We start from the raw sequence: 24771 nt of genomic DNA, 5'->3' as shown, positions 1-24771 counted from the left end.
CTTTAAAATCAATATTCGGACTTATTATTTCATCCTGCGTCGTCCGAGCGCATCCGTTGCAATCCAGACATCTGCGGGGGCATAATTGGGGGCATCTCCACTTCGATAAGAAATGTGCCCCCAAAATGAAGCTAAATGCCCGCCAGGTCGACACTGCAAAGCCTAAAGAAAAAAACTATAAAATGGCTGATGGTGGCGGTTTGTACCTTGAGGTCACGGCCAAAGGAGCAAAGTACTGGCGTATGAAGTACCGACGTCCAGCCGATAAAAAAGAGGACCGGCTTGCCTTTGGCGTCTGGCCTACAGTGACGCTTGCTGAGGCACGAGCTAAACGTGATGAAGCTAAAAAGATGTTAAGGCAGGGGATTGACCCCAAAGCTGAGCAGAAAGAAGCCCAGGCTGAGAACGCCGGGGCTTATAATTTCGAAACGATCGCCCGTGAATGGCATGCTAGTAACAAGCGCTGGAGTGATGACCATCGTTCACGGATCCTGCGCTATCTTGAACTGTATATTTTCCCTCATATCGGTTTGGCAGATATTCGTAAACTAAAAACCAGCCAGCTCTTAGCTCCTATTAAGGCCGTCGATGCCAGTGGTAAGCACGACGTCGCTCAGCGTCTTCAGCAGCGTGTTACGGCGATAATGCGCTATGCCGTGCAGAACGATTACATTGAATCGAATCCAGCTGTTGATATGGCCGGAGCACTTTCTACGGTCAAGGCTCGCCATTACCCCGCATTACCCTTCAGCCGTTTCCCTGAATTTCTTGAACGCCTAGGCACATACCGTGGGCGTATCATGACCCGTATTGCTGTAGAGCTTTCATTACTGACTTTCGTCCGTTCCAGTGAGCTGCGTTTTGCCCGTTGGGATGAGTTCGATTTCAAAAGAGCTTTATGGAGAATTCCTGCTCAGCGTAAAGAGATTGAAGGAGTTCGCTACTCCCATCGTGGCATGAAGATGAAAGAGGAGCATCTCGTACCGCTAAGTCGTCAGGTTTTAGCCCTGCTGGAAAAGTTGAAGCAGTTAAGCGGTGACAACGAGAGGCTCTTTCCTGGCGATCACGATCCGAAAAAAGTCATGAGCGAAAACACGGTTAACAATGCTCTGCGCGCTATGGGGTATGACACAAAAACCGAAGTTTGCGGGCATGGCTTCAGGACAATGGCGCGAGGTGCGCTGGGTGAGTCGGGGTTATGGAGTGATGATGCGATAGAGCGGCAGTTGAGCCACTCCGAGCGTAACAATGTTCGTGCCGCCTACATTCATACATCAGAGCACTTAGAAGAGCGGTTGCTTATGGTTCAGTGGTGGGCTGACTTTTTAGATGCCAATAAAACCAAATTCATAATGCCTTATGATTTTGCAAAGGCCATTTAGTTTTTGATTTTTATGCAATTTATTTTGATTTTTTTTTTGAATAAGATTAATCTTGAATACCAGGTGGTAAAATGATAATGATTAGAAAAATTTATTAATTTTTAGCTTTTGAACTGGCGAAATTATGGAAATTTCAAGAAATAAAGTCTGGGAAAGTAAGGAATGGGAGTCTCATGTTAATGATTTGTTGAGAAATAGATATGGCGAAGATAATTATATCCCTATTCCTGACATGCACAACGGTGATGCAGGTATTGAAGGTTATTGCACTATAGGGAACGCATTTCAGTCTTATTGTCCAGATGAAGCCTGCCCTACAGATAAGCTCTATGAAAAGCAAAGAGATAAAATGACTACCGACATTGCAAAATTCATAGAAGATAAGAACGGGTATTTAAGGAAGATTTTACAAAATACAAAAATCAGACGATGGGTGCTAGTTGTTCCAAGGCACATCTCTAAGCATCTCGTTGTTCACGCTGCTAATAAAGAAAGCGAAGTTATAGCCGCACGGTTACCATATGTAGATAATCAAGACTTTAAAGTCTTAATATGGGATCGTGAAACATTAAAAAATGAAGAGAGCGACTTAATAAATCGCGGGATGAGAATTTTGAAGATTGACATACCTGAAGTGTCTTCAGAAGAAATTCAGTTGTTGAAAGAAAGTGATAGCGAATATGTTAATAATATTTCTCGTAAGCTTAGAAAGCTAAAAGATAGTGACACATTAGTTACTAACGCTTCAAATCAGCTGCTTAATAATATTGTTAGTTATAAAAATACCATGACGGATTTAAAAGAAAATTATCCTTCACTACATGAGGAAATTACTAAGGGTATTTTTAATCGAGAGCAAGTGACCTGCTCCCTGTTAATTCATACAGAACGCTGTTAGCAAGGTCTGCAGATCGCTCATACGGGACACTCATAATCACATCTCCTAACCCGATGGAGATTGAACATGACAACATCCCCCCTGGAACAAAAGCCGCATTATCGGCCAGAAACAGCCTCTTCAGATCTCTCATATCTGGGGAATTCTTATCCGTCTTGAGCTGAAAGGAAAAGTTCGTGATCTGGCTCTTTTTAACATGGCTCTGGACCAGGTAAGAAATGAAGAGTGTTCAGTGCATATAGTGGAGGGGATCAGCTATTTTCCGAAGAAAGACTTCCGCGCCGGCTGATTTTACCGCCTTTTCTCCCGGCTTCAACAGCACGCTTCGGGTCATTTTTGAAATTCCCACCACTGTTTTGCCCCCCCTTCCTGCCGGCTTCAGCTGCTCTGGTACTGTCAGCAGCAAAATTACCTGCTCCGCCTCGATTGTCAGCCATGTTTATCACCTTATCTCGCTTCATTATTTATATGAAATAATTTTAAAATGCTAAATTCAATGTTTTAATTTTTAACTTTGGTATTTAACGACGCATAGTCAAATAATAACATCATTTACTATAAGTTATTGTTTTTACATTATGGTTAATTCAAGGGGTAAAGCGCTTCGCTTAAAATAAGGTAGGGGTTATAACCTTATAAATACACTGAAATTAAAATTTTTTCCGATTTTTCATTGAGGATTTATTTGAAAAGAAATTGAATGTAATTTCTTTTTCTAATAGCACTTTGAGATTAATCTTACTAAATTCAATCCGAAAAATAAAAGGAAATACTCAATATTTAAGGGTTGCAATTAAATTTATTATGTGGATTATTTTCAATTTTAGGGGGTGAAATCAGCAGGGTAGGCTTTATGTCGGATTAAATATGCATCTTCAGTAAAGCACTTTTAAGGCTAATTAATGAAACGATTATATTCATTACACTCATTACTTTAAGATGTATAGTATGAGTGTAGTGAGTGACTCTACCGAACTGCAGGGGAGCTGCTTATTCAGCACGTAAATCAGACTCCGGCATATTCCCGCAAGCACACATATCAAAGATATTTCTTAACCTCGCAGTCAGATAGCCAGTACGCCACCACCCAGCAGAGCGGTTCAATAGGTGTGTTGCATGCATTGATTGAGCTCACTGCCAGAAGCGGACGTTGATAATTTCATATTAAGTTGAATTAGCGGGCCGCAGGTCATGCTCTTCTGGCATATGACAGCATGAGCTCGCTCAGTGCTGCCGTGAAATATTGTCAATTTATGATACTAGGGGATGTGGCCTGCTCAACGTTGATTATTACTCTGTGGTTTGCGTAGGCCTGACTACTATTTCGTTCACATCCACATTATCCGGCTGCTCAATAATGTAACTTCCCGCGCGACCAGTATCGTCTGGTTGCAGTGCAATGGCACGGTAGCTTTTCATCACTTCAGCAGCGGTCGGATCGGTGATGTTGTCGGCTGGTTCACTCTTGACAACCCCAGGATGTACACAGTTTACCCGAAGCTGGCTGTTTTACTGACGTAAGCCATCGGAAATAGCACGTACTGCAAACTTCGTAGCGCAATACACTGCTGTGGTTGGTGAAACCGTCAGGGCACTGACAGAGGCAATGTTAATGATATGTCCCTGTGGCGCTCCAGCATCGACGGTAATACCACGGCAACACTATTTTTTTCATGGATGAATAGCAAAGCTTGTTCTCAAAAATGCTGTATAGCATCTATTCCATGAGAAGAAAAAAACCATCTGATCTACAAAAAAGTCAAGGGCCTTCGGGTTATCCAACCTTTGCGGTGCCATAAAAACCAGAAAGTAAGGTTCGTTATCTGGTTATTGAAGCTGATGATGCATTAAAGATATCTGAGTCTAATGTGATTTAAGTTTGGCAGGGCTGCAGCAGCAAACCTGCGCCAAAAGCGGATTCCCAGGTATTAAACCTGATTAATCAATAAGTAGTTGGATCAGATAGTGTGTCAAAACAGAAAAACTCTCTCTTCATTACAAAATGTAATGATTTATTTTTCTTATCAGAATATGCTGCAGTACTGAAATAAGTCAGAAAGGAAGCGATGCTCAAATGAAAATTGTTGGTATTGATAAGGTTCAAAGTATTGGGTTTCCAGGCATTACCTCGAGATTTCTTGAACTTGATAGCGAGCCTAAAGATGAATGGAAACAATACTTTATAAATGTTTGCAATCAAAATAAATCTTCCCGGAAGCGTCCTATCAGGATTGTAGACAACTGGGTTGTAGTGGAATGCGAACTCAGTGAACTTCAAACCCAGATATATGAGATTAACGCTTTGCTTAAGCGGGCTGACGAAGCATATTCTGCATGGCAGAAGCAAATAGCCTCTGAAATCACTGAAAGAGAGCGCAAAGAAGAAGAACGCAAGAAAAATGCCGAGGAAGTGTTCAACAGTCTTAACTTCGATTGAATAGTTATCCTTATAAAAAATATAAGAAAATATATTGCTTCTTCTGAAAATGCAGCATGCTATGCCCATTCACAAATTTAATGCGCGAAATATTTTAGCGGAGTAAGCCTTTTATCTTTATGTAATTTAAAAGATATCCTTCAGTTCTTAAAGAAGTCTCACCCCTGATTGTTTAGAGCGTAGATACTCTCGGAAGCTCTTAAAAACAAGGCATAAATAACCGTCGCGAGCACTTTTTCTTTGACTGTCAGTAAAAAACTGAGGTTTTAAGCAATAATATTTTTCAGAAAAATTATGAAAATGACGCCTTTTTCCTGGAGAAAAATTAAATAATCCTCCCAATTTATCTAACTGCTCACTTGCAGGCAGGTAACAACGAAACAAATCGATTGGAAATTAATCAACTGTGATAGTATGAGTTTCATTCCTCTAGAGGGTAACACCATGTCTCTTCTCGATTACGCAAGGAAGTTCATGAGTGCTCCGTCCACGGTAGTCTGTCCTGCCTGCGGTTTAAGTTCCTCCCAGCCTGCCTCAAAAATTCGCCTGAAACAGGCTATGCTTTGTCCGGGATGTAAATCTCTCTTTGTCTCTCTACCTTAGCACCTGACTTTCAGATCCGCCGATCTTCCCTGTTATGCCGTAAAGACCTCGACCCGCAGCTGATAAATCCCTGATGCCTTACGCCCATCCTGAGAGAACGTTTCTGAACTGATTTCTCAACTGCTCCTGCGCGTTAATGTCGCATGAGAGCAAGACCATGAAAATAAATCCTGGGGCATGGTTTCGCCGCGCCCGTATCATGACAAAAGCGCCTGGGCGCGCATCGTTTTCTTTCAATGACCCTATGGGGGAAAACACCCCGCGCCCTGAGCTCTTCTCAACGCCTCAGCTTGAGCGTTATGGACAAAAGCTGGCGCATACGCATAAATTGTCACCGGACAAGATGCCGTACTACCTGCTCAAACGATTAAGTGATAACGAAGCCGTTATTACACAAAACTGTTACACGCTTAACGCCGGTAAAAAAACCAGCATTATGCCCGCTGGGGAGTGGTTGCTGGACAACTACTACCTGATTGAGGAGCAAATTCGCAACGTCCGCCAGCACTTGCCGACCAGCTTTGGCAAAGGTCTTCCTTCACTCGCGTCTTCGCACCCTTGTCCGCGTATCTATGATATTGCTACCGAGGCGGTTGCGCATGGTGACGGGCGCTGGGACACCGCCAGTCTGACCAGCTACATCGGCGCCTACCAACAGGTCACGCCGCTGACGTTAGGGGAAGTCTGGGCGTTGCCCGGTATGTTGCGTCTGGCGCTGATTGAAAATCTGCGTCGGGTCAGTATTGAGGTGGTTCAGGCTCAGCAGGAACGCAGCCTTGCTGACAGCTGGATAACGCGGATGACTGAATGCGCCGAACATGCGCCAGCTGACCTCATTCTGGTAATCGCCGACATGGCGCGTTCCCGGCCGCCACTGAGCAGTGCCTTTGTCGCAGAAATGGTTCGTCGTCTGCACGGGCAGGGGAATGCGCTGGCATTACCCCTGGGCTGGGTAGAACAACGCCTTGCCGAGCAAGGCCTCACAACCGAGTTGCTGATCCATCGCTTCAACCAACAGCTTGCGGCCAGTCAACTTTCCGTCAGCAACAGTATTGCCGGGTTACGCCTGCTCAATGAAACCAACTGGGCTGATTTCGCCGAGAATATTAGTGTGGTTGAGCAGACGTTACGTCGCGATCCGGCGGGCATATATTCCTGTATGCATTTTGATACCCGCGATCATTATCGCCATGTGATTGAGATTCTGGCCCGGGAAAGTCAGCTCAGTGAGCCCGACGTGGCAAGCCGCATACTGGCGTTGTCAGCAACAACCCAACCGGGCATGCCCTCTCATCACATTGGATATTATCTGATGGGAGAAGGGCGGCGTCAGTTAGATCACCATTTGTCAGTGGCGAGCTCTGGCCTCAAACGCTTACGGCACAGTCTCAACAGATATCCTCTGTTATCCTGGCTTGGGAGCATGAGCCTGTTAACCACGGCGGCCACAGCCGCAATATTGTATGACACAGCGAGTCTGGGCATGGCCTGGTGGTTGTTACTGCTGGCTTTACCTTTGATTGTGGCGTTGAGTCAGCTGGTCAGCGATATACTCAGTGAAGCGACGACCCGCTTTCGGACTCCCCGACCGCTGCCACGAATGGACTTTTCTGACGGGATTCCGGTGACATCCTCCACGCTGGTGGCGATCCCCTGCATGCTGACGAGTCACGCAGGCTTCAGCACACTTCTAACAAGCCTTGAAGTGTGCTGGCTTGGCAACCAGGATGATAACCTCTGTTTCGCGCTTCTTACCGATTTTGCTGACGCTGCGACTGAAAGTACGGATGAACAACGCGCACTGTTCAGTCAGGCGATGTCAGAAATGCACCGGCTTAACCTGCGCTATCCTTGCCGCCTTCAGCGCTTTTATTTGCTCCACCGCTCGCCTGAATGGAATGCATCGCAGGGGATCTGGATGGGTTATGAACGCAAACGGGGCAAGCTGGCGTTGCTGAACAGTTGGTTACGTCATCCAGACACGCAATTTTCCAGCGTTGCGGGCATGCCCGCGAACCGCTTACCCGGACAGATTAAGTATGTCATCACGCTGGACAGTGACACGCTCCTGCCACGTGATACCGCGCATAAGCTGGTCGCAACGATGGCGCATCCGTTGAACAAGCCGGAATACGATCCGCGATGTCAGCGGGTCGTCAAAGGATACGGTATTTTACAACCGGGGCTGGCAGAAGAGATGCCGCGTAACGGTCAGGGGCGCTATGCCGCGATGCGCAGCAGCGTACCGGGTAATAACCCTTATTCCATGATGTCTTCAGATATATATCAGGATCTGTTTGAAGAAGGCTCGTTCGTCGGCAAGGGAATTTACGACGTGGATATTTTTGTCCAGGCCACGGCCAACACCTGCCCGGAAAATCTGGTGCTCAGTCACGATCTTCTGGAAGGATGCTATGCCCGCGCCGGGCTGCTGAGTGAGGTCTTACTCTACGAGCAGTACCCGAACAACTATCTGTCCGACGTCGCACGCCGTACGCGCTGGATCCGTGGCGACTGGCAACTGCTTAACTGGCTTAAGCTGCGGGTCCGAAAAGCAGATGGGACGCGGGATAAAAACCCATTGTCGGCGCTCTCTCGCTGGAAGCTGTTTGATAACCTGCGCCGCAGCCTGGTCGCCCCCGCATTACTGGTGCTGCAGTTCAGCGCGCTGCTGTGGGTGCCGAATCCGGGATACTGGCTGGGCGTTCTGGCCCTGGTCTGGCTGCTGCCTGCTGCGCTCTGTATCCTTATCGATCTTGCCAACAAGCCGCATCGTCGTACTCTGAGGCAACATCTTGTGTTGGTTACGGCGGGGGTACTGAAGCGACTTTCCCGGATCGGACTCAATTTTATTTTATTGCCCCATGAGGCGGGCTATTCGCTGTATGCGATCGCCGTGACGCTCTGGCGCCTTGGCATCAGCCAGCGCAACCTGACGCAATGGTCCAGCCACAGTCCGGACAGCCTTCAGCCCCAACTTTCTGCCTTTCGTTTTTATCGGGTAATGTGGCTGAATGTGGCTTGTGGTGCGGCACTCACGCTCCTGACGCTGTTACTGGCGCCACAATGGCTGACCATAGCCCTGATCATCAGCCTGTCATGGTGCCTGGCACCGCTATTATTGAGTGGACTGAGCCGCCCGCCAGCGCGTAAGGCGTTTCTGCCTGACCCGCAACAGAAACGACTTCTGCGTCAGACCAGCAGAGAAATCTGGGCGTTTTTCGAGACCTTCGCGACGGCACAGGAAAACTGGCTTCCCCCTGACAATTATCAGGAGATCCCTGAGCCAAAAATCGCGCATCGCACGTCACCCACCAATATCGGACTGTCCTTGCTGGCGAACCTCACGGCCTGGGATTTCGGTTATCTCTCTGGCGGGGACCTCCTGCAGCGCATCACGCAGACGCTCGACGCGCTGGATAAGATGGAGCACTACCGGGGACATTTGTATAACTGGTATGACACCCGCACGCTTGCGCCACTCAGCCCGCGTTATGTTTCCAGCGTTGACAGCGGCAACATGGCCGGCCACTTACTGACTTTGCGCGAAGGGCTGTCAGCCATGCGTCATCAGCCCGTTGTCAACGGCGTACGCCTACTGGAGGGGCTGAATGATACTCTGCATGTGCTGGAAAAATACTGGGGCCATAACGCGCCAGCCAGCCTGGGCGTGCTGCGCACGCAGTGCCTTAATGCTGCATCGTTACCTTCAGGGCAGTTGTTAAGCGAACTCGAAAAAATGCAAGTGCACGGCAACGAACTGGCCCGGCTGTCTCAGGAGGAAAGCCGCGTGGTGGTGCGCTGGACGGCGCATCTGGTCAGTCAACTGCAGCAGCTCTGTGATGAATGGACGACGCTGCTTGGCTGGCTACCGGTGACATATCATGCACAGGCCCTGCCTACGCTGAGTGAGCTGGCTGGTGGAATCACCCTTGAGGCTGTTATCGCGCCGACAGCCGTTATGACCCAGGCCCGGCGGCGACTGGCGATTATCAGCGAACTTGAACAACGTCTCTCTGACCATGCGCGAATGGATTTTACGTTTCTGTATAACACGGCGACCAGCATGCTGAGTGTGGGCTACAACTGCGATACCAACACTCTGGATAAAAGCCACTACGATCTTTTGCCTTCAGAAATCCGCCTGACCAGTTTTGTCGCTATTGCGACGAATCAGCTGCCGCTTAAAAGCTGGTATGCACTTGGCCGACTGTTTACCACCATCGATCGTGAAACTGCCCTGATGTCCTGGAGCGGTTCAATGTTTGAATATCTGATGCCGAATCTGGTGATGCCAATCTGGCACGGCAGTCTGCTGGATGAGATGAGCAAATCTGCGGTAATCAGGCAGATAAACTGGGGCAAAGAGCGTGGCGTGCCGTGGGGCGTCTCTGAGTCCGGCTACCATGCGTTTGATGTTCAACATAATTATCAGTATCAGGCATTTGGCGTACCCGGCCTTGGTCTCCGGCGCGGACTTGCCGATGATATGGTGGTAGCCCCTTATGCCACGCTGCTTGCGCTGTTGGTTTCACCGCAAAAGGCCTGCGAAAATCTGCTCAGGCTGCAGGAAAACGGCGCGCGCGGCGAATATGGTTTTTATGAAGCGCTGGACTATACGCCATCGCGGCTGGCAACCGGGCAGCTTTTTTTGGTTGTTCAATCCTGGATGGCGCACCATCAGGGCATGGCTTTCCAGGCGCTGGGGCATCTGCTGCTTGATGCACCTATGGCCGGGCGATTCATGTCGAGTCCCGCGTTCAGATCGGCCAGCCTGCTGTTACAGGAGCGCGTACCTGATGAGGTCGAACTCTACAGCCCGCGTCGTCATTTTGAATCCCATGAGGGAAGAGTTAAGCCTGTGCGCTATGAACCACGAATCTTCACGCATCCGGATACGCCGACCCCCGAAATACAATTATTGTCCAACGGGCATTACCATCTGATGATAACGCCAGGCGGTGGGGGATACAGTCGCTGGAACAACATCGCATTGTCACGCTGGCGCAGCGACAGCACCCGTGATAACTGGGGAACGTTCTGCTATATCCGGGATCCGCTCACTGACGAGGTGTGGAGCAATACCTGTCACCCTCTGGGGGCCAGTGCGGACATCAGCGATGAAATCATCTTTACCGATGCGGGGGCCGAGTTCAGGCGCGTGCTCGGCTCGCTCAGCGTAAAAACCCGGGTTGTGGTCTCACCGGAAGATGACATCGAACTGCGTCGTGTCACCCTGATGCATCGAGGCCGAAGCCCACGGACACTCGAGCTGACGACCTATGCTGAAGTGGTGCTTGCCTCGGACATCAGTGACCAGGCGCACCCGGCGTTCAGCAACCTGTTTATTCAGACTGAAGCCGATCCCAGGCATGATGCCATTTTGTGCCACCGGCGTGCACGCTCGCCGGATGAACAGAGCCCTTACCTGTTTCATATGATGGTGGTGCATGGCGATTGTTCAGAGAACGTTTCATTCGACACCGACAGATCGGGATTCATCGGCCGGGGAAAAAGCCCGGCCAATGCCCAGGCGGTCTGCATGAATGGACCGCTCAGCAACACGTCCGGCGCCGTGCTGGATCCGATACTGTCGATACGCCACGCGATTACGCTCCAGCCCGGACAGCCGGTTACCATTGATATCGTTTTTGGCGTCAGCGAAAACCGTCAGCAAAGCCTCGCGCTGATGGAAAAATACCGCGATCATCCTATCGCCGATCGCGTGTTTGAACTGGCCTGGTCCCACAGTCTGGTTGTGTTACGGCAGATGAATGCCAGCGAAGATGACGCAACTTTGTTCAACCGCCTCGCCAGCGCGGTACTTTATCCCTGTCAGGAACTGCGCGGTGACGAACAGGCCATCAGCCGAAACCGACGTGGTCAGTCGGGCCTGTGGGGTTGGGGGATCTCAGGTGATTTGCCGATTGTGCTGATCAGCCTGACCAGCGAGGAAAAAATTGCTTCTGTCACCACGCTGATTCAGGCACATCGCTACTGGCGACTGAAAGGGCTGGAGGTGGATCTGGTGATTCTTAATAACAGTCCTGGTGGCTACCAGCAGGCGCTGCAGACGCAGATTATGGATTTAATCTATGCCGGTTCTGAAGCCAGCCTGTTAGATAAACCCGGGGGGATTTTTGTCCGTAACGGTGAGCATTTGTCTGCCGAAGACAAGCAGTTGCTGATGAGCGTGGCCTGTCTGAGTCTGGACGATCGCGCTGACGGCATCAATGAACAACTTAACCAGCGTATTCACGCGACAAAAAAACGCGTCAGGCCTTTTGTGCCCTCGGTGACGTCAGAGAGCAATCATCACGCCGACTGGATACCGGAAACTCACCTGTTGCGCCATTTCAACGGATACGGTGGCTTTTCTCAGGATGGTCGCGAGTATCAGATCCTGCTGAGAGAAAACCAACCGACGCCAGCGCCCTGGTCAAACGTGCTGGCAAACGATAACTTTGGCAGCGTGATTTCTGAAGCAGGCCAGGCCTACAGCTGGTTCGAAAATGCGCACGAATACCGCTTAACGCCGTGGGAAAACGATCCGGTGAGTGATCGCAGCGGGGAGGCATTCTATCTGCGTGATGAAGAAAGCGGCGCATGCTGGTCACCCATGACCCTGCCCGTGCGCGGTCAGGGCGATTATCTTACCCGCCACGGTTTTGGTTACAGCGTGTTCGCCCACCGTGAAAATGGGCTGGACAGCGAACTGACAGTCCTGGTGGACGAACAGGCGCCGGTTAAGCTTGCAATACTGAAGCTCAGCAACCATTCGGGCCGTACACGCAAATTGTCTGTCACCGGCTACGTTGAATGGACACTTGGGGCAACGCGCAACCACTCTGCTGCGCATATCATCACGCATTCGCCCGGCCTCGCGGGGGGGAGTGCGGTCATGGCCAATAACTTTTACGGTACTAATGGCGGGGAACGCACCGCCTTTTTCGCCGTTAACGATCCTCAGAGTACGGTCACGGGCGACCGCCGCGAGTTTATCGGGCGTAATGGCTCACTGCGCGCCCCGGCCGCCATGACGCTTCGCAGACTCTCGGGTAAAACGGGAGCCGGGCTTGATCCCTGTGCCGCGCTACAGTCGACAGCCTCCCTTATTGACGGTGACCAGAAAACCTATGTTTTTGTCCTCGGCGTGGCCGATAACCCGGCACAGGCACAGGAAACGCTTGCCCGTTTTCTGCATGAGGATAACGCGCGTCAGGCGCTGAATCAGGTTCACCATTTCTGGCACAACGTGCTCGATAAGGTCGTTGTGCAGACGCCCGACAGCAGCGTTGATTTGCTGGTAAACGGCTGGCTGCTGTACCAGACATTAGCCTGCCGCATCATGGCGCGCAGCGGCTACTATCAGTCCGGTGGGGCATTTGGTTTCCGCGATCAGTTGCAGGATACGCTGGCGCTGAGCCACGTTGCACCAGAGCGACTGCGCAGCCAGATCCTTCTGTGTGCCTCACGGCAGTTTATTGAGGGGGATGTGCAACACTGGTGGCATCCTCCGCAGGGTAATGGCGTGCGAACGCGCTGTTCGGATGACTACCTGTGGCTTCCGCTTGCGGTTTGTCACTATGTGGATACAACGGGAGATACTGGCGTGCTGGCGCAGCAGATTCCCTATCTTGAAGGGCGTCCGCTCAAGCCCGGCGAAGAATCTGTTTATGATACGCCGGTTATCAGCCACCTCGAAGAGACGTTGTGGCAGCACTGCGTAAAAGCGATTGAGCGGGGGCTAAACTTCGGCCAGCACGGCCTGCCGCTAATGGGTGCAGGTGACTGGAATGACGGGATGAATCTGGTCGGTATTGAAGGCAAAGGTGAAAGCGTCTGGCTCGGCTTTTTCCTCTACGATATTTTGCAACGCTTTGCGGCGCTGGCTGAACAGCGCCAGGATGAACGCGTGGCAGCATTGTGCTATTCAGAAGCGCTGAGCCTGCAAAAAAATCTCGAATCTTACGCCTGGGATGGTGCGTGGTATCTTCGCGGCTACTTTGACGATGGTACGCCGCTGGGGACAAGAGCATCGCAGGCGTGCTGGATCGATGCGATTGCACAAAGCTGGTCCGTTTTGTCCGGCGCAGCTGATCCTGTGCGCAGTGCGCAGGCTATGCAGTCACTCGACAGCTATCTGGTGGATAACGATGCTGGATTGATCAAGTTGCTAACGCCACCGTTTGATGGTCATGGTCCTAATCCCGGTTACATACAGGGTTATCTTCCGGGTGTGAGGGAAAACGGCGGGCAGTACACGCATGGCGCCATCTGGGCGGTCATGGCGTTTGCCCGGATGGGACAAAAAGCGCGAGCGTGGCAACTATGGTCAATGATCAATCCGGTAAACCACACGCTGCAGACTGAAGGCGTTAACATCTACAAGGCGGAACCCTATGTGATGAGTGCAGATGTGTACAGCGTTGCACCTCATACCGGCCGAGCCGGGTGGAGCTGGTACACCGGTTCCGCAGGCTGGGCCTACCGTCTGGTGACTGAAGAGTTACTCGGAATAAAACGGCACGGAGAGACGCTGGTTATTCGCACTCACTTACCTAGTGACTGGCCTTCGATCAGCCTGACCTATCAACACGGGGGCAGTCAGTATTACATTAGGATTTTTCGTCACGACGGTGAACCTCGAGTGACTATGGATGGCACGCTCCTGCCGGATGACAGCATTCCTTTGCGGGATGATGGACAAAATCACAGGGTCGATATTTTTCAGCGCTGACCGTCCGCTCTGTGCCAGAAGCGAACCTTGTATCTTTGAACACTGCGATAACTTTTTGAGAATTTTGCAAACGCATTAAAAAGACAATTATCAGAGTGGCCTTTTAACTGTTCTTATTCAGATTACGGTAGCCTCCTGGCGTTCTCCCAGTGTAACGTTTGAATGCCAGAGAAAAAGAGGGAACAGATTTATATCCGATTAATCTTTCTATCTAATTAATACTTAAGTAATTTTTCCTTGTTTAAGCGCATGCCACCTCCATTCGGCATGACGTCAGATAATTCCCGGGCGTTGAACCGGTAAGCTGGTGAAACCGACTGGCCAACGCACTGAGGGACATAGCCGATTTTGCAGAAAGACTTGCCAGCGTCCAGTCTGCAGATGGAGAAGAATGTATCAGTGACAGTGCGGCCCCTATTTTCCTGTCACCGAGCGCATTCAGCTAGGATGCCGGCCCTCAACTTCATCAGGAGCAACGGCATGACAGACTTTAAAGACAGCGGCGAAAATAAACGCGCTCAGCCCCAGAACCTTGAGCAGTTTCTCTGCTTTGCGCTGTACTCGGCTTCGCTGGCCATGACAAAGCTTTACCAGCCGCATCTGAAACCGCTGGGGCTGACCTATCCGCAATATCTGACACTACTGGCACTTTGGGAAAAAGACGGTGTGACGGTGTCCGAGGTAGGGCAGCGCGTGCACCTGGAATCCGGTACGCTCAGCCACCTGCTTAAGCGACTTGAACAGGCCGGTTTCATCAGCCGCACGCGCGACACCGACCATGATGAAAGAAGGGTCATCATCCGTCTGACCGAAGCAGGCCGTGAACTGGAAAGCCGGGCAGCTGGAGTGCCGGCAGCGATGATTTGTGAAATGGGTATTCCCTTTGAGACGCTGGCCAGCCTGCGCGACGGGGTAAAGCAGGTTCAGGAAAAAATCATTCAGGCTCTGGCTTCTCAGTAAAGCCAAAAAGCCTGATGCACTGTCACTGCATCAGGATGTTTAAAGAGTCGTTTTTTTGCATATGCGTCCACCTGACGCGGTGAATTTCAAGGGGTACTTGCCAGGATTGACTTGAAACAGCCGTCTCGCTTTGATAGCAATGTCCTAAAGAAGAGATTTTAAAAATTTAGTCTTCATTTTTAGAGGGAAGATAATGAAAAACGTTGTACTCAACATGCTGGCAAAGATATCTCACATCGATGCCGGCATGAAGCAGTTAACGGCCCGTGTTGAGGCTCAGTCTCTGCTTATAAGTGCGCTTGTTCTGGCTGTGAGTAAAGAGGGGGGTGTAACTGAAATGATCGAAAGCGCGAACAAGGCGATCAACACTGTCATAGACTCTGCTGAATGCGATGACCTGCTGAAGTCTGACGCCGCGCTCCTGCTGAGCGAACTTCAGAGTCTGCTTACCATTTCCAAGGCTGTCGACGAGGCGGATGAAGAAATTAATCATGAAGGTATTGCAGAACTCAAAGGATTATCTAAATCCGTTGATTGAGCATACTTATTCGCTGTTCAGATTGCTGCTATCGCAATTGTTAAGCTGCTGTCAGCAAGCTGGGAATAAATGAGAATCGCATTTCACCGTATAAATCCTTTTTAAAGGATTTATACGGGAAGGTACCTGTCCAAATCAGTCATAGTGGCTTCAGGGACAAGATGCTTAGAACCCGCTCGCAGGATGACAGGTGTTACATCAGAAATGTGTCCAGCCGTCATCCGTTGTTTCAGGTTTATTAATGACAGCCGCCGGAAGGCGTGCCGGAGCGGCAGGGGACACAACTGCAGGTCCGCTCTGACCGCCCAAGCTGAATACCGATACGGCCTGACCTGCCCCCAGGATTAGATACAAAGCTCAGTTAGTAATGTCGGATCCTTCACTCTCAGAATTACCCTTTCTCCAGCTCGCTGCAAATTCAGACGGCGTCTGATAATTCAGCGTGGAGTGCGGGCGACATTCGTTATAATCCTGACGCCATTCGCTGATGGTTTTCCTGGCATGATTGACGTCGCTGAACCAGTGTTCATTCAGGCATTCATCGCGAAAGCGTCCGTTAAAACTCTCAATAAATCCGTTCTGCGTCGGCTTGCCGGGCTGGATAAGTCGCAGCTCCACTCCATGCTCAAAGGCCCACTGATCGAGCGCGCGGCAGGTAAACTCCGGGCCCTGATCGGTTCTTATCGTAGCCGGATAGCCGCGAAACAGCGCAATGCTGTCCAGAATACGCGTGACCTGCACGCCTGAAATCCCGAAGGCAACAGTGACCGTCAGGCATTCCTTTGTGAAGTCATCGACGCAGGTAAGGCACTTGATCCTGCGACCAGTAGCCAGCGCATCCATGACGAAATCCATCGACCAGGTCATGTTGGGCGCCGCCGGGCGGAGCAGCGGCAGACGTTCTGTTGCAAGCCCTTTACGACGACGTCTGCGTTTAACGCCCAGCCCGTTCAGATGATAAAGGCGGTACACGCGCTTGTGATTAACCAGAAGCCCTTCACGGCGCAGTAACTGCCATATGCGGCGGTAGCCAAAACGCCTGCGCTCCAGTGCCAGTTCAGTAATGCGCCCTGATAAATGGGCATCAGCCGCCGGACGCTGAGCGTCATAGCGGCAGGTCGACAGGGACAAACCTGTGAGTCTGCAGGCACGACGTTGCGACAGACCGGTCGCATCACACATCAACACCACGACTTCGCGCTTCTGGTCTGTCGTCAGTACTTTCGCCCAAGAGCCACCTGAAGCGCCTCCTTATCCAGCATGGCCTCGGCGAGCAGCTTCTTGAGTCTGGCGTTCTCTTCCTCAAGCGACTTCAGGCGCTTAACCTCAGGCACCTCCATGCCGCCATACTTCTTACGCCAGGTATAAAACGTGGCGTCGGAAATGGCGTGCTTACGGCAGAGTTCACGGGCAGAAACTCCGGCTTCAGCCTCGCGGAGAATACTGATGATCTGTTCGTCGGAAAAACGCTTCTTCATGGGGATGTCCTCATGTGGCTTATGAAGACATTACTAACATCGCGGTGTATTAATCAACGGGGAGCAGGTCAGACATGTGAAATAGAATTAATACAAAATCCCCTGTGACGTTAAGCCGCACGTACAATGCCCACTCTTGCATTGCCAGAAAATGCCGTTCTGCCTCAGCAGGTAGGCAGGCGGAGCAGCTTCAGGCATTCTTTAAGCGCTGCTTCGATCCACTGATGTTTGCTAAACATCCTTGAAGAATAAGATGGGACAGAATGTAATCGCGCCAGAATGGGCAGGAATGCATCTTTTACTTCTTTCTTCTTGACCGGAGAATCAGTTCTAAAACAGCTGCAATTATGATTGTCAACACGCTGCATAAAAACCAATAATCAGGGACAGCAAAGTAGTAAAAGAAGAAGAGAAACAGAACAGCTAAACATATTCCTAAATAGGTAGCTGTATCTTTAAATAATGTTGCAATGGCCTTTTTCATTTCTTTATCTTGTTGCGTTTTGTTATTGTTAGGAATAAATAGATTAGCGATGAAATTATAAGGGATATAATTAGTAGAAGTATGAATAATGAATCAAAAGACTGTTGGAATCCTAAAAATGAAAGATTTCCTAAAAGTGATATAAATGAGTCGGCATCTCCGAACCTGAAGGTTATCTCAAAAGTTACTGAGGCGATTAAAACAAATAAAACAATAAATAAAAGTGTTTTGATGATATTTTTCTTCAAAAGTTATCACCTCATGATATTATAGATTGCTTGTTTTATTTGGGTTCAGGATACTCGTTAGTTTGCATATCATCAATAATAAAATTCTGAACTATGTCTGAAAAAGATGCAGCAACAGCAGTTGATAAAGCTGTAAACGGGGTTGGTAAGAACGTATTCTGTGTAAATCTATATGCTACGTATCTCATTTTGATCAGAAAACCATCACGGGAAAAGGACGATAATCATGAAGGGTAAAATTTTGTTGGCTTCAGTATCTCTTTTAACCGGATGCCCTGGGCCGGGTGACAGGATGACTGAGCGGGAATCAACGACTGCGATGATCAAAGATAACCAGGTTTGTGTCGTGTCGCCGCTGAAATCAGGAGAACGGATTACCGCTATTCAAATCAACGGCGATAAAAACGATACGCTTCATAAAATCTTTGATGATAAACCTGTTTATGTTGCTAAAGGAGAATGTCTGCCTCTGTTCGGATTTACCTTTACACCGGGTGAACGCTATTCAGTTGCTTATGACGTCATCGATACGAAATCACAATCGCACCTGGTAACAGCTGAATTTTCCACTCAAACTGAAAAAGGCGTCATTAAAATCCTATAACACAATGGTTTAATTATGAAAAACATTAATGTACATGTTCTGGACAGCCTGGTTGCAGTCTATTTTGGGCAAGATTATGATTTGTTTGGAAGTGGTGAGAGCGTTGATGCGCAAATAGACGCATGGATTGCAGATACACCGCCCGCTACACGACATGGCTTGATAGAGGATATTGATCAATTTATCCAGGAATGTGAAAACCTCGAAAAGGATTTTGAAAGCCGTTATGGCAATGAATTTTCGGCCCAATTATGGGATACCACGCCAGCCAATTTCCTGAGCTTATTAAGAGAAAAAGTATATGATTCACTGTCTTGACGGGAACGCCAGGCAATGCTTATCCGGTGCCCATACGATTCTCATTGTTACGTGAGCAAACTTTATTAGTTTTTATATGAATTTTTCCTGGAATAACAAAAAATTATCGTTTAAGTAAAAGGGAAAGAGATTAACTATTCCAGTTAACAGCACTATCACGGCAGGGGGCAGGCTATGTTTTTCAAAAGCTTAATCTTAATGTTTGTGGAGGAAACTATTTTAATAACCTTATATTCATCTTTGATTTTAAACTCCCCCCAGTTACTGAGAGAAAACCTTCCTGTACCAATCTAAATAATGCCTGATTTCCGGCTGTATTTACTCTTTAAAAATTAGTGCCGTTGAAATGCCCCCAGTATTCGATACAACCATCAGTTCGTCATATCAATTTTGTTACTGCCAGATTTCCCGTTTTAACACTGTGTTGGATACTCTGATTGCATCTGATAATTCAGCGTTGAATGTGGGTGATACTTACAATACCAGGCAGGGAATACAAACCAACCTGGTGATAAGTGAGGAATGTGAGGAAGACTGGCTATGCTGTGTGACGATGAGCGAGTCAATCGCTCGGACCGACTAATACGACGTTACTGACCTGTAGAACTCAATGGACGTCCAATCGCCACGCCGCCTATAGTGGCAGCATATTGCACGCAGCAACACCAGGGCATTCTGGCGGCGGTTGAACGATCAACTCATAACTCTCAATTAATCATTAGAACGCCTGACTTTCGTCTGAGAGGATATGACGGAAAAATTATGAGTGCCTTTACTGATGATCTTATAAACATCATCGTCCTGACCATACCGGCTCCCTTTTTTCCAAGAAAGCATTCACACCTTCAACAAGGTCCTTGCTCTCTAGTCGCAATTTTTCTGCAGGATATTGCGCTTGAAAAGCATCTTGTATGTTTTTATCTGCGCTGTCATAGGCAATATTTTTGATTGCTCGTGTAGCAGCAGGTGAACAACGCAATATATCTTCAACTAAATCATTGACGACTTGAGATAATTTTTCCTTGCAAACAACGCGATTGACAATACCGAAGTCAGCTGCTTGTTGAGCATCAATTTTTCTTCCGGTGAGAAGCATCTCCATAGCTAACTTATAAGGCATTTGTCTGGTAAGGCGAAAAATCCCTCCGGCCCCTTGGATTAAACCGAGTTTAGCTTCAGGCAATGCAAAAATCGATTCTTCACTGGCGACAATTAAATCACAGGCAAGTGCCAGTTCAAATCCTCCACCAAAAGCATAGCCATCTACCATGGCAATTATCGGTTTATAAATGTCTGTCCGTTCAGTCAATCGCGGCCAGCCCGCCCGTCCTTTGCTACCCAAACTAGAAAATGGCTCGTCAGTGTCATAACGTGCCTTCAGTTCTTTAAGGTCCTGGCCAACAGAGAAGGACTTGCCGCCAGCCCCTGACAGCACAGCAAGCCATAAATCATCGTCATGGTTAAAATCATCCCATACTTGCCGCAACTGTTGGTGCATTTCAAGATTCATCGCGTTGAGAACTTCAGGGCGGTTGAGTGTGATGTAAGCGACATGCCCTCTTTTTTCATATAAAACTACTGGGTCAACTCTGCTTTTCCCTGTCATTTTTACCTCGTGATGTTGTTATTAACAGCACCAACCGGGCAGCCATGGCCATCCGATTGGTGCTCATAACCTTAACTAATTATGGCACTGGGTGTCTTATGGGAAAATTTTCCGGTTTTTTCTTTCACATCCAGGGCATACATTCTAATGACCTGTTCTCTACAAAATGCTTGCATATAGGTGCGAAATTCACTTAACGGTTCTTTAGCTAACACCAACATGCGTTTATTGGCTGGTACCGCCGGAGCCGTCATCAGCGAGATTGCTTCATCCAGGACCTGATCAAGCTCCTCCGAAGGAACCACCCGATCAAAAATGAATCCAGCATCAGCATCGTTGGCCATAACCTTACGTCCATGCAAGATCACCTGTTTGGCGAAACGTTCACTTGTGGCGGTGGTAAGTCGAAGGTTAGATACACCAGGAATAATACCCTCTTTAGCCGCCGGCAGTGAGACATAGCATCCTTGCTCACCAATCACGTAATCGCAGGCCAGCACCATTTGCATACCTCCTCCGATAGCAAAGGTATCCACGACAGCAATCCATGGTTTAGTAATTCTGGCATTTGACTCATTAGGTGAATTCGTCACACCATGGACCAATTTATTAATACAGCCCATTTCCCTTCCAATTAAAAAATCCGGGTAAGAAATGCCAGAATTATGAAGTTTTTTCAAATTGATACCGGAGCAGAAAACTCTGCGACCAGCATATTTAGGATGATTGACAACCCCGCCACGTAGTACGCCAGTTTTAATTTGTCTGGAGAGGTACACGATGTCTATCGCCGTTTCCAAGTCACGGACAAGATCACCGTCTTCTGCATGCAGCGTATCTCCGTCGATGAAATCTATAACCGCAGCTTCACCTTTCTTTCGTATCTCCAATGCAGTCAGGCGGAGATATCCAATCCGATTAAAATCATCGACCAGGGGCAAAGAAGAAGCTTTTGGTTGCAACATGGTATTTAATAAATACATGCCAGCCTGACTGTCTTGTAACAACTGTGCTAAGAAAAGCGAGAAACAGTAGTCCACAGCAACTTGTTCCGGCGTGCCTGCCGTTAGCGTTCCTACCAGTAACGATGCGGTCAAGTGATAAAGCACCTCAACCCGTTTAGGACGACAGTACTCTTCTGTCCAAAACTGGTACAGCTCAAGAGTATGATGTTTAAAGAAATACGAAACTTCGTCGTTAGCCGCACATTGGGCAATAATTACATCGTCTCTGAGGTCCGCATTGCTAATGCTTTGTAGTATATTTCTTAACGCCACCACCCGCGGCTGTAACGTATTGGGTAATCCATTCATAGTCTGTCCTTAATCGAATCCACATTAAATGCCACGCTGCAGATAAGTTATCCTCGACGCAATGTACGATCGCTGGCCGAAAGAGACAGCCCAATAGTGTCTTCATGTGAGGTATGGCTAGCCTCCAACATCAGTTTGCGGCGTACCCGTATGTCATTAAAAGCATGTGGATTCATACCAGCGACGAAATCTTCGGCAAGCGCTTTTGGCTGTGTACTCGTTCGGTCAAGGAGTCCGCATGCCAATGCCTCTTCGGCGCAAAGCGTATTCCCTAACACAAGCAGTGAACGCACCCAATTAGCAGTCATTTGGTTGGTGAGGCGATGAATCAGCATGCCGGGTAAGGTGATGTCTTTTCCGTTCAAAGCGAAAGTACTGGTGGGTGTCCCTAAACGGAGATCGGCGATAGCAATAAGAGATAGCGCCGCAAGCCCACTCTGGCCATTACAAATGGCGATAATTAGGGCGTTCAGATTTTCAACGCGGCGTAACACTTTTTCCCATTTGTGTAATACATCCACATTTTCCACGCTGGAGCAGAGTCCTTTCGTCGAATCGGCATCAAAGTTGAATAACACCATATTAATTGTAGTATTGCTCTCAACCTCAGCGCACAGCTGGTTAATCTCTTCAATGAGCACACCAGAAATAGCCGAAGACCCAGAAATATTAACAGTTAAATTTTCCATAAATCACCTCAATAATGTTAGATTAGCTTTACCACTGAACCAAGGCCGTCTCAATCGCCGCCCCAGGTCCCATAGTCATAAATACACCGATATCACCGGCAGATGTTATTTTTTCATTTTGGAGTCTTTCCAGGGAGAACAGGAAAGAACCACTGGACAAGTTTCCGAAATCATTTAATACACTACGCGTGTGACGCAGATCGTTTTTAGTCAGGCCTAGATTAATGCAGATCGAATCCAGAACCTTTTTTCCGCCGGAGTGAACTATCCAGTGATCTATTTCGCTGATAGCGAGTTGCCTGTCTGACAGCAATTTATTCACTACTTTTTCAACTTTAGAACCAACGACATAAGGCACATCTTTCGATAGATAGAAACTATTCCGATGTTGTTCATCATTCCAGTCAAATTTCATCATTCCTATAGCAGACGGCTCAGTCAGGCTGCATTTTGCAAGTATTTTTATTGATCCAGAGGGCATAGATGTTTCAGCATTTTCACTGATAACCGCTACTGCGCTAGCACCATCGCCGAATAAACTATTAACCACTGCTGTGGATGTTGTACCATCCTCAATATAGGCTGCAGAACAGATTTCTGTACAAACTACCACCGCCAATTTTCCAGGATTAGCAATTGACCAATTTTTAGCTGCATCTAAGCCATTTAGGCCTGCAGAACATCCCATGCCGACGATATCTATACGATTGCAAAAATCTGAAAGTTCTAATGATTCGCAAAAACGTGCACTTAACGTTGGTACCAGAAATCCGGTCGAGGTAACACAACAAATACATTCAATATCTTCAATGCGCCTGTCAATTTTTTCTAAACACTTGTGGATTGCATTAGCACCAAGTTTTAGTGAATACTCCTCATGACGAGCCAATAGTTCAGCATGAGTTTCCGATTTGGCTGAATTTTCCGGAAAGTGGCCTATAGAGAGGTGTCTTTTACTGATGCCATTATTAAGAAATATAGAGCGAATGCGTCTATCCATAATATTAAGGTTGTCACAAACCTCGCTCTGGGAGTAAAAAAACTCCGGGACATCATGTGCACAGGATAGAATATAGGAATCTACACTATTATTATTAACTATGTCTTTCATTGAAATATCACCATCGTCATACTTTGAATTCTCCATTAAACCCTGTAATGCAAGTTAAAAAACGTGTGCCCATATCAATGGAACACTTAAAATTTAATGTGCAAACTTTTTTAATTTAACAATCTATCTTTCAAAAATTGGCAGATTCTTTTAGTGCCTTCTGCGATCGCTGAGGGAGAGTAATAGCTGAAAGCAAGGCGCATGCCATATATCCTTTGCTTGTTTCCACGTACGTAATAGTTCACAGGCAAAAATGTTACTTGATAAATTTCAGCACATGTAATTAGTGCCGTGATATCGATATGTTGTGGCAAGCGAATATAAACGAAGAAGCCACCGGCCGGGGTTATCCAGGATACCGACGTTGTGTTTAACTCTTGTTCCAAAACATGCAACATCGCATCACGGCGTTTGCGGTATTCATCGCGGATTGGGCGAACCCACTTTTCCAGAGAGTATTGATGCTCTATTAAGAAACCTGCCACTACATGTTGACTCAAAGCACTGCTGCTCAAGCTGGTGTGATCTTTAATATGAAGTAGATTATCAAAAGTGGTACGGCTATGTGAGCTTATAACAAGGTAACCCAGGCGCAGTGATGGACATAATGTTTTTGAAAATGAACCGATGTAATAAACTAATCCTTTATCATCTAGTGTCTTAATAGACTTAGGTTTGATTTCATTGTAATAAAAGCAGGAGTATGTACTATCCTCAATTATTTTAATGCCCCAATGATGACAAACGGAAAGCAGAGATGCTTTCTCATCATTTGACAGATGATAAGTCATTGGATTATTAAAGTCTGGGTTTATATAAATAATCTTTATCTTCTTACCCTGTTCTTGAAATTCCTTTATTAATCCATGTAGTAATTCAAAATTAAATTTGCCATCAGAATCCCTGACATCATCAACGGAAACTTTTATGCAGGGCTTATCAAGGACAGCTACGCAGTCGGTAAAACCAAAGTAGCTAGGTTCAATGATAAGAACATGTTCTTCGTGCTGACGTAACTCATGCAACAAAACTAAATTGTATGCTTCCTGACAGCCATTAGTGATAATAATGTCTTTCTCAGTAGCACTGATACTTTCGTCATTTTTCAGCCATTTGGCTACGTGTGTATTAATCACTCCCTGACTTGGTCCGTAGGTGTAAATATGTTCTAAAATATTCTCATCATCATATTTTAGTTCATTACGTAAAAAATTTTTGTAAACTGACAAATAATGCTCAAGGTCAAGTCTGGCATAAATTTCAGGGTTGGGTCTCCCCAGTGAAAAAGAGTAAGCCTCAGGATATTTCCGGCTAAGTGCACTCACTACAGACAAAATACTCTCTTGGGTTTGCATCAAAAAT

17 protein-coding genes and 1 pseudogene are annotated in these 24771 nt (G+C 47.7%); 9 read left to right on the top strand and 9 right to left on the bottom strand.

Annotated elements, in window-relative coordinates:
- Positions 1 to 125: 125 nt before the first annotated feature.
- Positions 126 to 1382: a tyrosine-type recombinase/integrase gene (locus QNH99_RS19125; protein ID WP_410517077.1), complete on the top strand. Its 1257-nt coding sequence runs from the start codon at positions 126 to 128 to the stop codon at positions 1380 to 1382.
- 124 nt (positions 1383 to 1506) lie between these two features.
- Positions 1507 to 2280, top strand: a complete 774-nt coding sequence (locus QNH99_RS19120; RefSeq protein WP_410517076.1) for a hypothetical protein — start codon at positions 1507 to 1509, stop codon at positions 2278 to 2280.
- A 251-nt stretch (positions 2281 to 2531) separates the two neighbouring features.
- Here QNH99_RS19120 and QNH99_RS19115 read toward each other — a convergent pair whose 3' ends face one another.
- Both QNH99_RS19115 and QNH99_RS19110 read right to left on the bottom strand, forming a co-directional pair.
- Entirely contained in the window at positions 2532 to 2717 is a 186-nt protein-coding gene (locus QNH99_RS19115) for a general stress protein (RefSeq protein WP_410517075.1), read from the bottom strand.
- 853 nt (positions 2718 to 3570) lie between these two features.
- Positions 3571 to 3941: pseudogene (locus QNH99_RS19110) on the bottom strand (SDR family oxidoreductase); the annotation flags it as partial.
- Positions 3942 to 4354: 413 nt separating this feature from the next.
- Between QNH99_RS19110 and QNH99_RS19105 the strand changes: the two are divergent.
- The 3 genes from QNH99_RS19105 to QNH99_RS19095 all read left to right on the top strand — a co-directional run bounded on the left by QNH99_RS19105 (position 4355) and on the right by QNH99_RS19095 (position 14060).
- Complete coding sequence (locus QNH99_RS19105; protein WP_410517074.1) at positions 4355 to 4717, top strand: hypothetical protein; 363 nt, start codon at positions 4355 to 4357, stop codon at positions 4715 to 4717.
- A gap of 414 nt (positions 4718 to 5131) precedes the next feature.
- Positions 5132 to 5320: a YnfU family zinc-binding protein gene (locus QNH99_RS19100; protein WP_410517073.1), complete on the top strand. Its 189-nt coding sequence runs from the start codon at positions 5132 to 5134 to the stop codon at positions 5318 to 5320.
- A 157-nt stretch (positions 5321 to 5477) separates the two neighbouring features.
- Entirely contained in the window at positions 5478 to 14060 is an 8583-nt protein-coding gene (locus QNH99_RS19095; protein WP_410517072.1) for a GH36-type glycosyl hydrolase domain-containing protein, read from the top strand.
- Between the two features lie 241 nt (positions 14061 to 14301).
- Here the strand turns inward: QNH99_RS19095 and QNH99_RS19090 are convergent, their stop codons facing one another.
- Positions 14302 to 14457: an AraC family transcriptional regulator gene (locus QNH99_RS19090; RefSeq protein WP_410517688.1), complete on the bottom strand. Its 156-nt coding sequence runs from the start codon at positions 14455 to 14457 to the stop codon at positions 14302 to 14304.
- An 83-nt stretch (positions 14458 to 14540) separates the two neighbouring features.
- Here QNH99_RS19090 and QNH99_RS19085 point away from each other — a divergent pair, with 83 nt between their 5' ends.
- Together QNH99_RS19085 and iraP are read left to right on the top strand one after the other, a co-directional pair.
- Positions 14541 to 15020 carry a MarR family winged helix-turn-helix transcriptional regulator gene (locus QNH99_RS19085; protein ID WP_410517071.1) on the top strand — a complete coding sequence of 160 codons (480 nt, stop codon included), beginning with the start codon at positions 14541 to 14543 and terminating at the stop codon, positions 15018 to 15020.
- Between the two features lie 193 nt (positions 15021 to 15213).
- Positions 15214 to 15558: an anti-adapter protein IraP gene (iraP, locus tag QNH99_RS19080; protein ID WP_410517070.1), complete on the top strand. Its 345-nt coding sequence runs from the start codon at positions 15214 to 15216 to the stop codon at positions 15556 to 15558.
- A gap of 357 nt (positions 15559 to 15915) precedes the next feature.
- Here the strand turns inward: iraP and QNH99_RS19075 are convergent.
- A protein-coding gene (locus QNH99_RS19075; RefSeq protein WP_088581779.1) for an IS3 family transposase occupies positions 15916 to 17036 on the bottom strand; the annotation gives its coding sequence in 2 pieces (ribosomal slippage) (positions 15916 to 16778 and positions 16778 to 17036; 1122 coding nt in all).
- A 958-nt stretch (positions 17037 to 17994) separates the two neighbouring features.
- On the opposite strand from QNH99_RS19075, the gene QNH99_RS19070 reads away from it, so the two are divergent.
- Both QNH99_RS19070 and QNH99_RS19065 read left to right on the top strand, forming a co-directional pair.
- Positions 17995 to 18372, top strand: coding sequence for a putative T6SS immunity periplasmic lipoprotein (locus QNH99_RS19070; protein ID WP_283349751.1), 378 nt, complete (start codon positions 17995 to 17997; stop codon positions 18370 to 18372).
- Positions 18373 to 18387: 15 nt separating this feature from the next.
- On the top strand, positions 18388 to 18690 hold the full coding sequence (locus tag QNH99_RS19065; protein WP_283355265.1) for a contact-dependent growth inhibition system immunity protein: 303 nt from the start codon (positions 18388 to 18390) through the stop codon (positions 18688 to 18690).
- A 793-nt stretch (positions 18691 to 19483) separates the two neighbouring features.
- Here the strand turns inward: QNH99_RS19065 and dpgD are convergent.
- The 5 genes from dpgD to QNH99_RS19040 all read right to left on the bottom strand — a co-directional run bounded on the left by dpgD (position 19484) and on the right by QNH99_RS19040 (position 24764).
- Positions 19484 to 20296 carry an enoyl-CoA-hydratase DpgD gene (gene dpgD, locus QNH99_RS19060; RefSeq protein WP_410517069.1) on the bottom strand — a complete coding sequence of 271 codons (813 nt, stop codon included), beginning with the start codon at positions 20294 to 20296 and terminating at the stop codon, positions 19484 to 19486.
- A 71-nt stretch (positions 20297 to 20367) separates the two neighbouring features.
- On the bottom strand, positions 20368 to 21609 hold the full coding sequence (locus QNH99_RS19055) for an enoyl-CoA hydratase/isomerase family protein (protein WP_283355263.1): 1242 nt from the start codon (positions 21607 to 21609) through the stop codon (positions 20368 to 20370).
- A gap of 47 nt (positions 21610 to 21656) precedes the next feature.
- Positions 21657 to 22298, bottom strand: a complete 642-nt coding sequence (locus QNH99_RS19050) for an enoyl-CoA hydratase-related protein (RefSeq protein WP_283355262.1) — start codon at positions 22296 to 22298, stop codon at positions 21657 to 21659.
- A 28-nt stretch (positions 22299 to 22326) separates the two neighbouring features.
- Positions 22327 to 23445, bottom strand: a complete 1119-nt coding sequence (dpgA, locus tag QNH99_RS19045) for a 3,5-dihydroxyphenylacetyl-CoA synthase DpgA (RefSeq protein ID WP_410517068.1) — start codon at positions 23443 to 23445, stop codon at positions 22327 to 22329.
- A gap of 74 nt (positions 23446 to 23519) precedes the next feature.
- Complete coding sequence (locus QNH99_RS19040) at positions 23520 to 24764, bottom strand: PLP-dependent aminotransferase family protein (protein ID WP_410517067.1); 1245 nt, start codon at positions 24762 to 24764, stop codon at positions 23520 to 23522.
- Between the last annotated feature and the right edge of the window lie 7 nt (positions 24765 to 24771).

It is taken from the genome of Pantoea allii, from assembly GCF_046529425.1.
In the GTDB taxonomy this organism is placed as follows: Bacteria; Pseudomonadota; Gammaproteobacteria; order Enterobacterales; family Enterobacteriaceae; genus Pantoea; species Pantoea allii.
This window is presented reverse-complemented; position numbering and strand designations above follow the sequence as displayed.

What these genes read in the sequence shown, in the direction of transcription:
- QNH99_RS19125 (WP_410517077.1), top strand. Translation starts at nt 126, where the DNA reads ATGAAGCTAAATGCCCGCCAGGTCGACACTGCAAAGCCTAAAGAAAAA.
- QNH99_RS19120 (WP_410517076.1), top strand. Translation starts at nt 1,507, where the DNA reads ATGGAAATTTCAAGAAATAAAGTCTGGGAAAGTAAGGAATGGGAGTCT.
- QNH99_RS19115 (WP_410517075.1), bottom strand. Translation starts at nt 2,717, where the DNA reads ATGGCTGACAATCGAGGCGGAGCAGGTAATTTTGCTGCTGACAGTACC.
- QNH99_RS19105 (WP_410517074.1), top strand. Translation starts at nt 4,355, where the DNA reads ATGAAAATTGTTGGTATTGATAAGGTTCAAAGTATTGGGTTTCCAGGC.
- QNH99_RS19100 (WP_410517073.1), top strand. Translation starts at nt 5,132, where the DNA reads ATGAGTTTCATTCCTCTAGAGGGTAACACCATGTCTCTTCTCGATTAC.
- QNH99_RS19095 (WP_410517072.1), top strand. Translation starts at nt 5,478, where the DNA reads ATGAAAATAAATCCTGGGGCATGGTTTCGCCGCGCCCGTATCATGACA.
- QNH99_RS19085 (WP_410517071.1), top strand. Translation starts at nt 14,541, where the DNA reads ATGACAGACTTTAAAGACAGCGGCGAAAATAAACGCGCTCAGCCCCAG.
- iraP (WP_410517070.1), top strand. Translation starts at nt 15,214, where the DNA reads ATGAAAAACGTTGTACTCAACATGCTGGCAAAGATATCTCACATCGAT.
- QNH99_RS19070 (WP_283349751.1), top strand. Translation starts at nt 17,995, where the DNA reads ATGAAGGGTAAAATTTTGTTGGCTTCAGTATCTCTTTTAACCGGATGC.
- QNH99_RS19065 (WP_283355265.1), top strand. Translation starts at nt 18,388, where the DNA reads ATGAAAAACATTAATGTACATGTTCTGGACAGCCTGGTTGCAGTCTAT.
- dpgD (WP_410517069.1), bottom strand. Translation starts at nt 20,296, where the DNA reads ATGACAGGGAAAAGCAGAGTTGACCCAGTAGTTTTATATGAAAAAAGA.
- QNH99_RS19055 (WP_283355263.1), bottom strand. Translation starts at nt 21,609, where the DNA reads ATGAATGGATTACCCAATACGTTACAGCCGCGGGTGGTGGCGTTAAGA.
- QNH99_RS19050 (WP_283355262.1), bottom strand. Translation starts at nt 22,298, where the DNA reads ATGGAAAATTTAACTGTTAATATTTCTGGGTCTTCGGCTATTTCTGGT.
- dpgA (WP_410517068.1), bottom strand. Translation starts at nt 23,445, where the DNA reads ATGGAGAATTCAAAGTATGACGATGGTGATATTTCAATGAAAGACATA.
- QNH99_RS19040 (WP_410517067.1), bottom strand. Translation starts at nt 24,764, where the DNA reads ATGCAAACCCAAGAGAGTATTTTGTCTGTAGTGAGTGCACTTAGCCGG.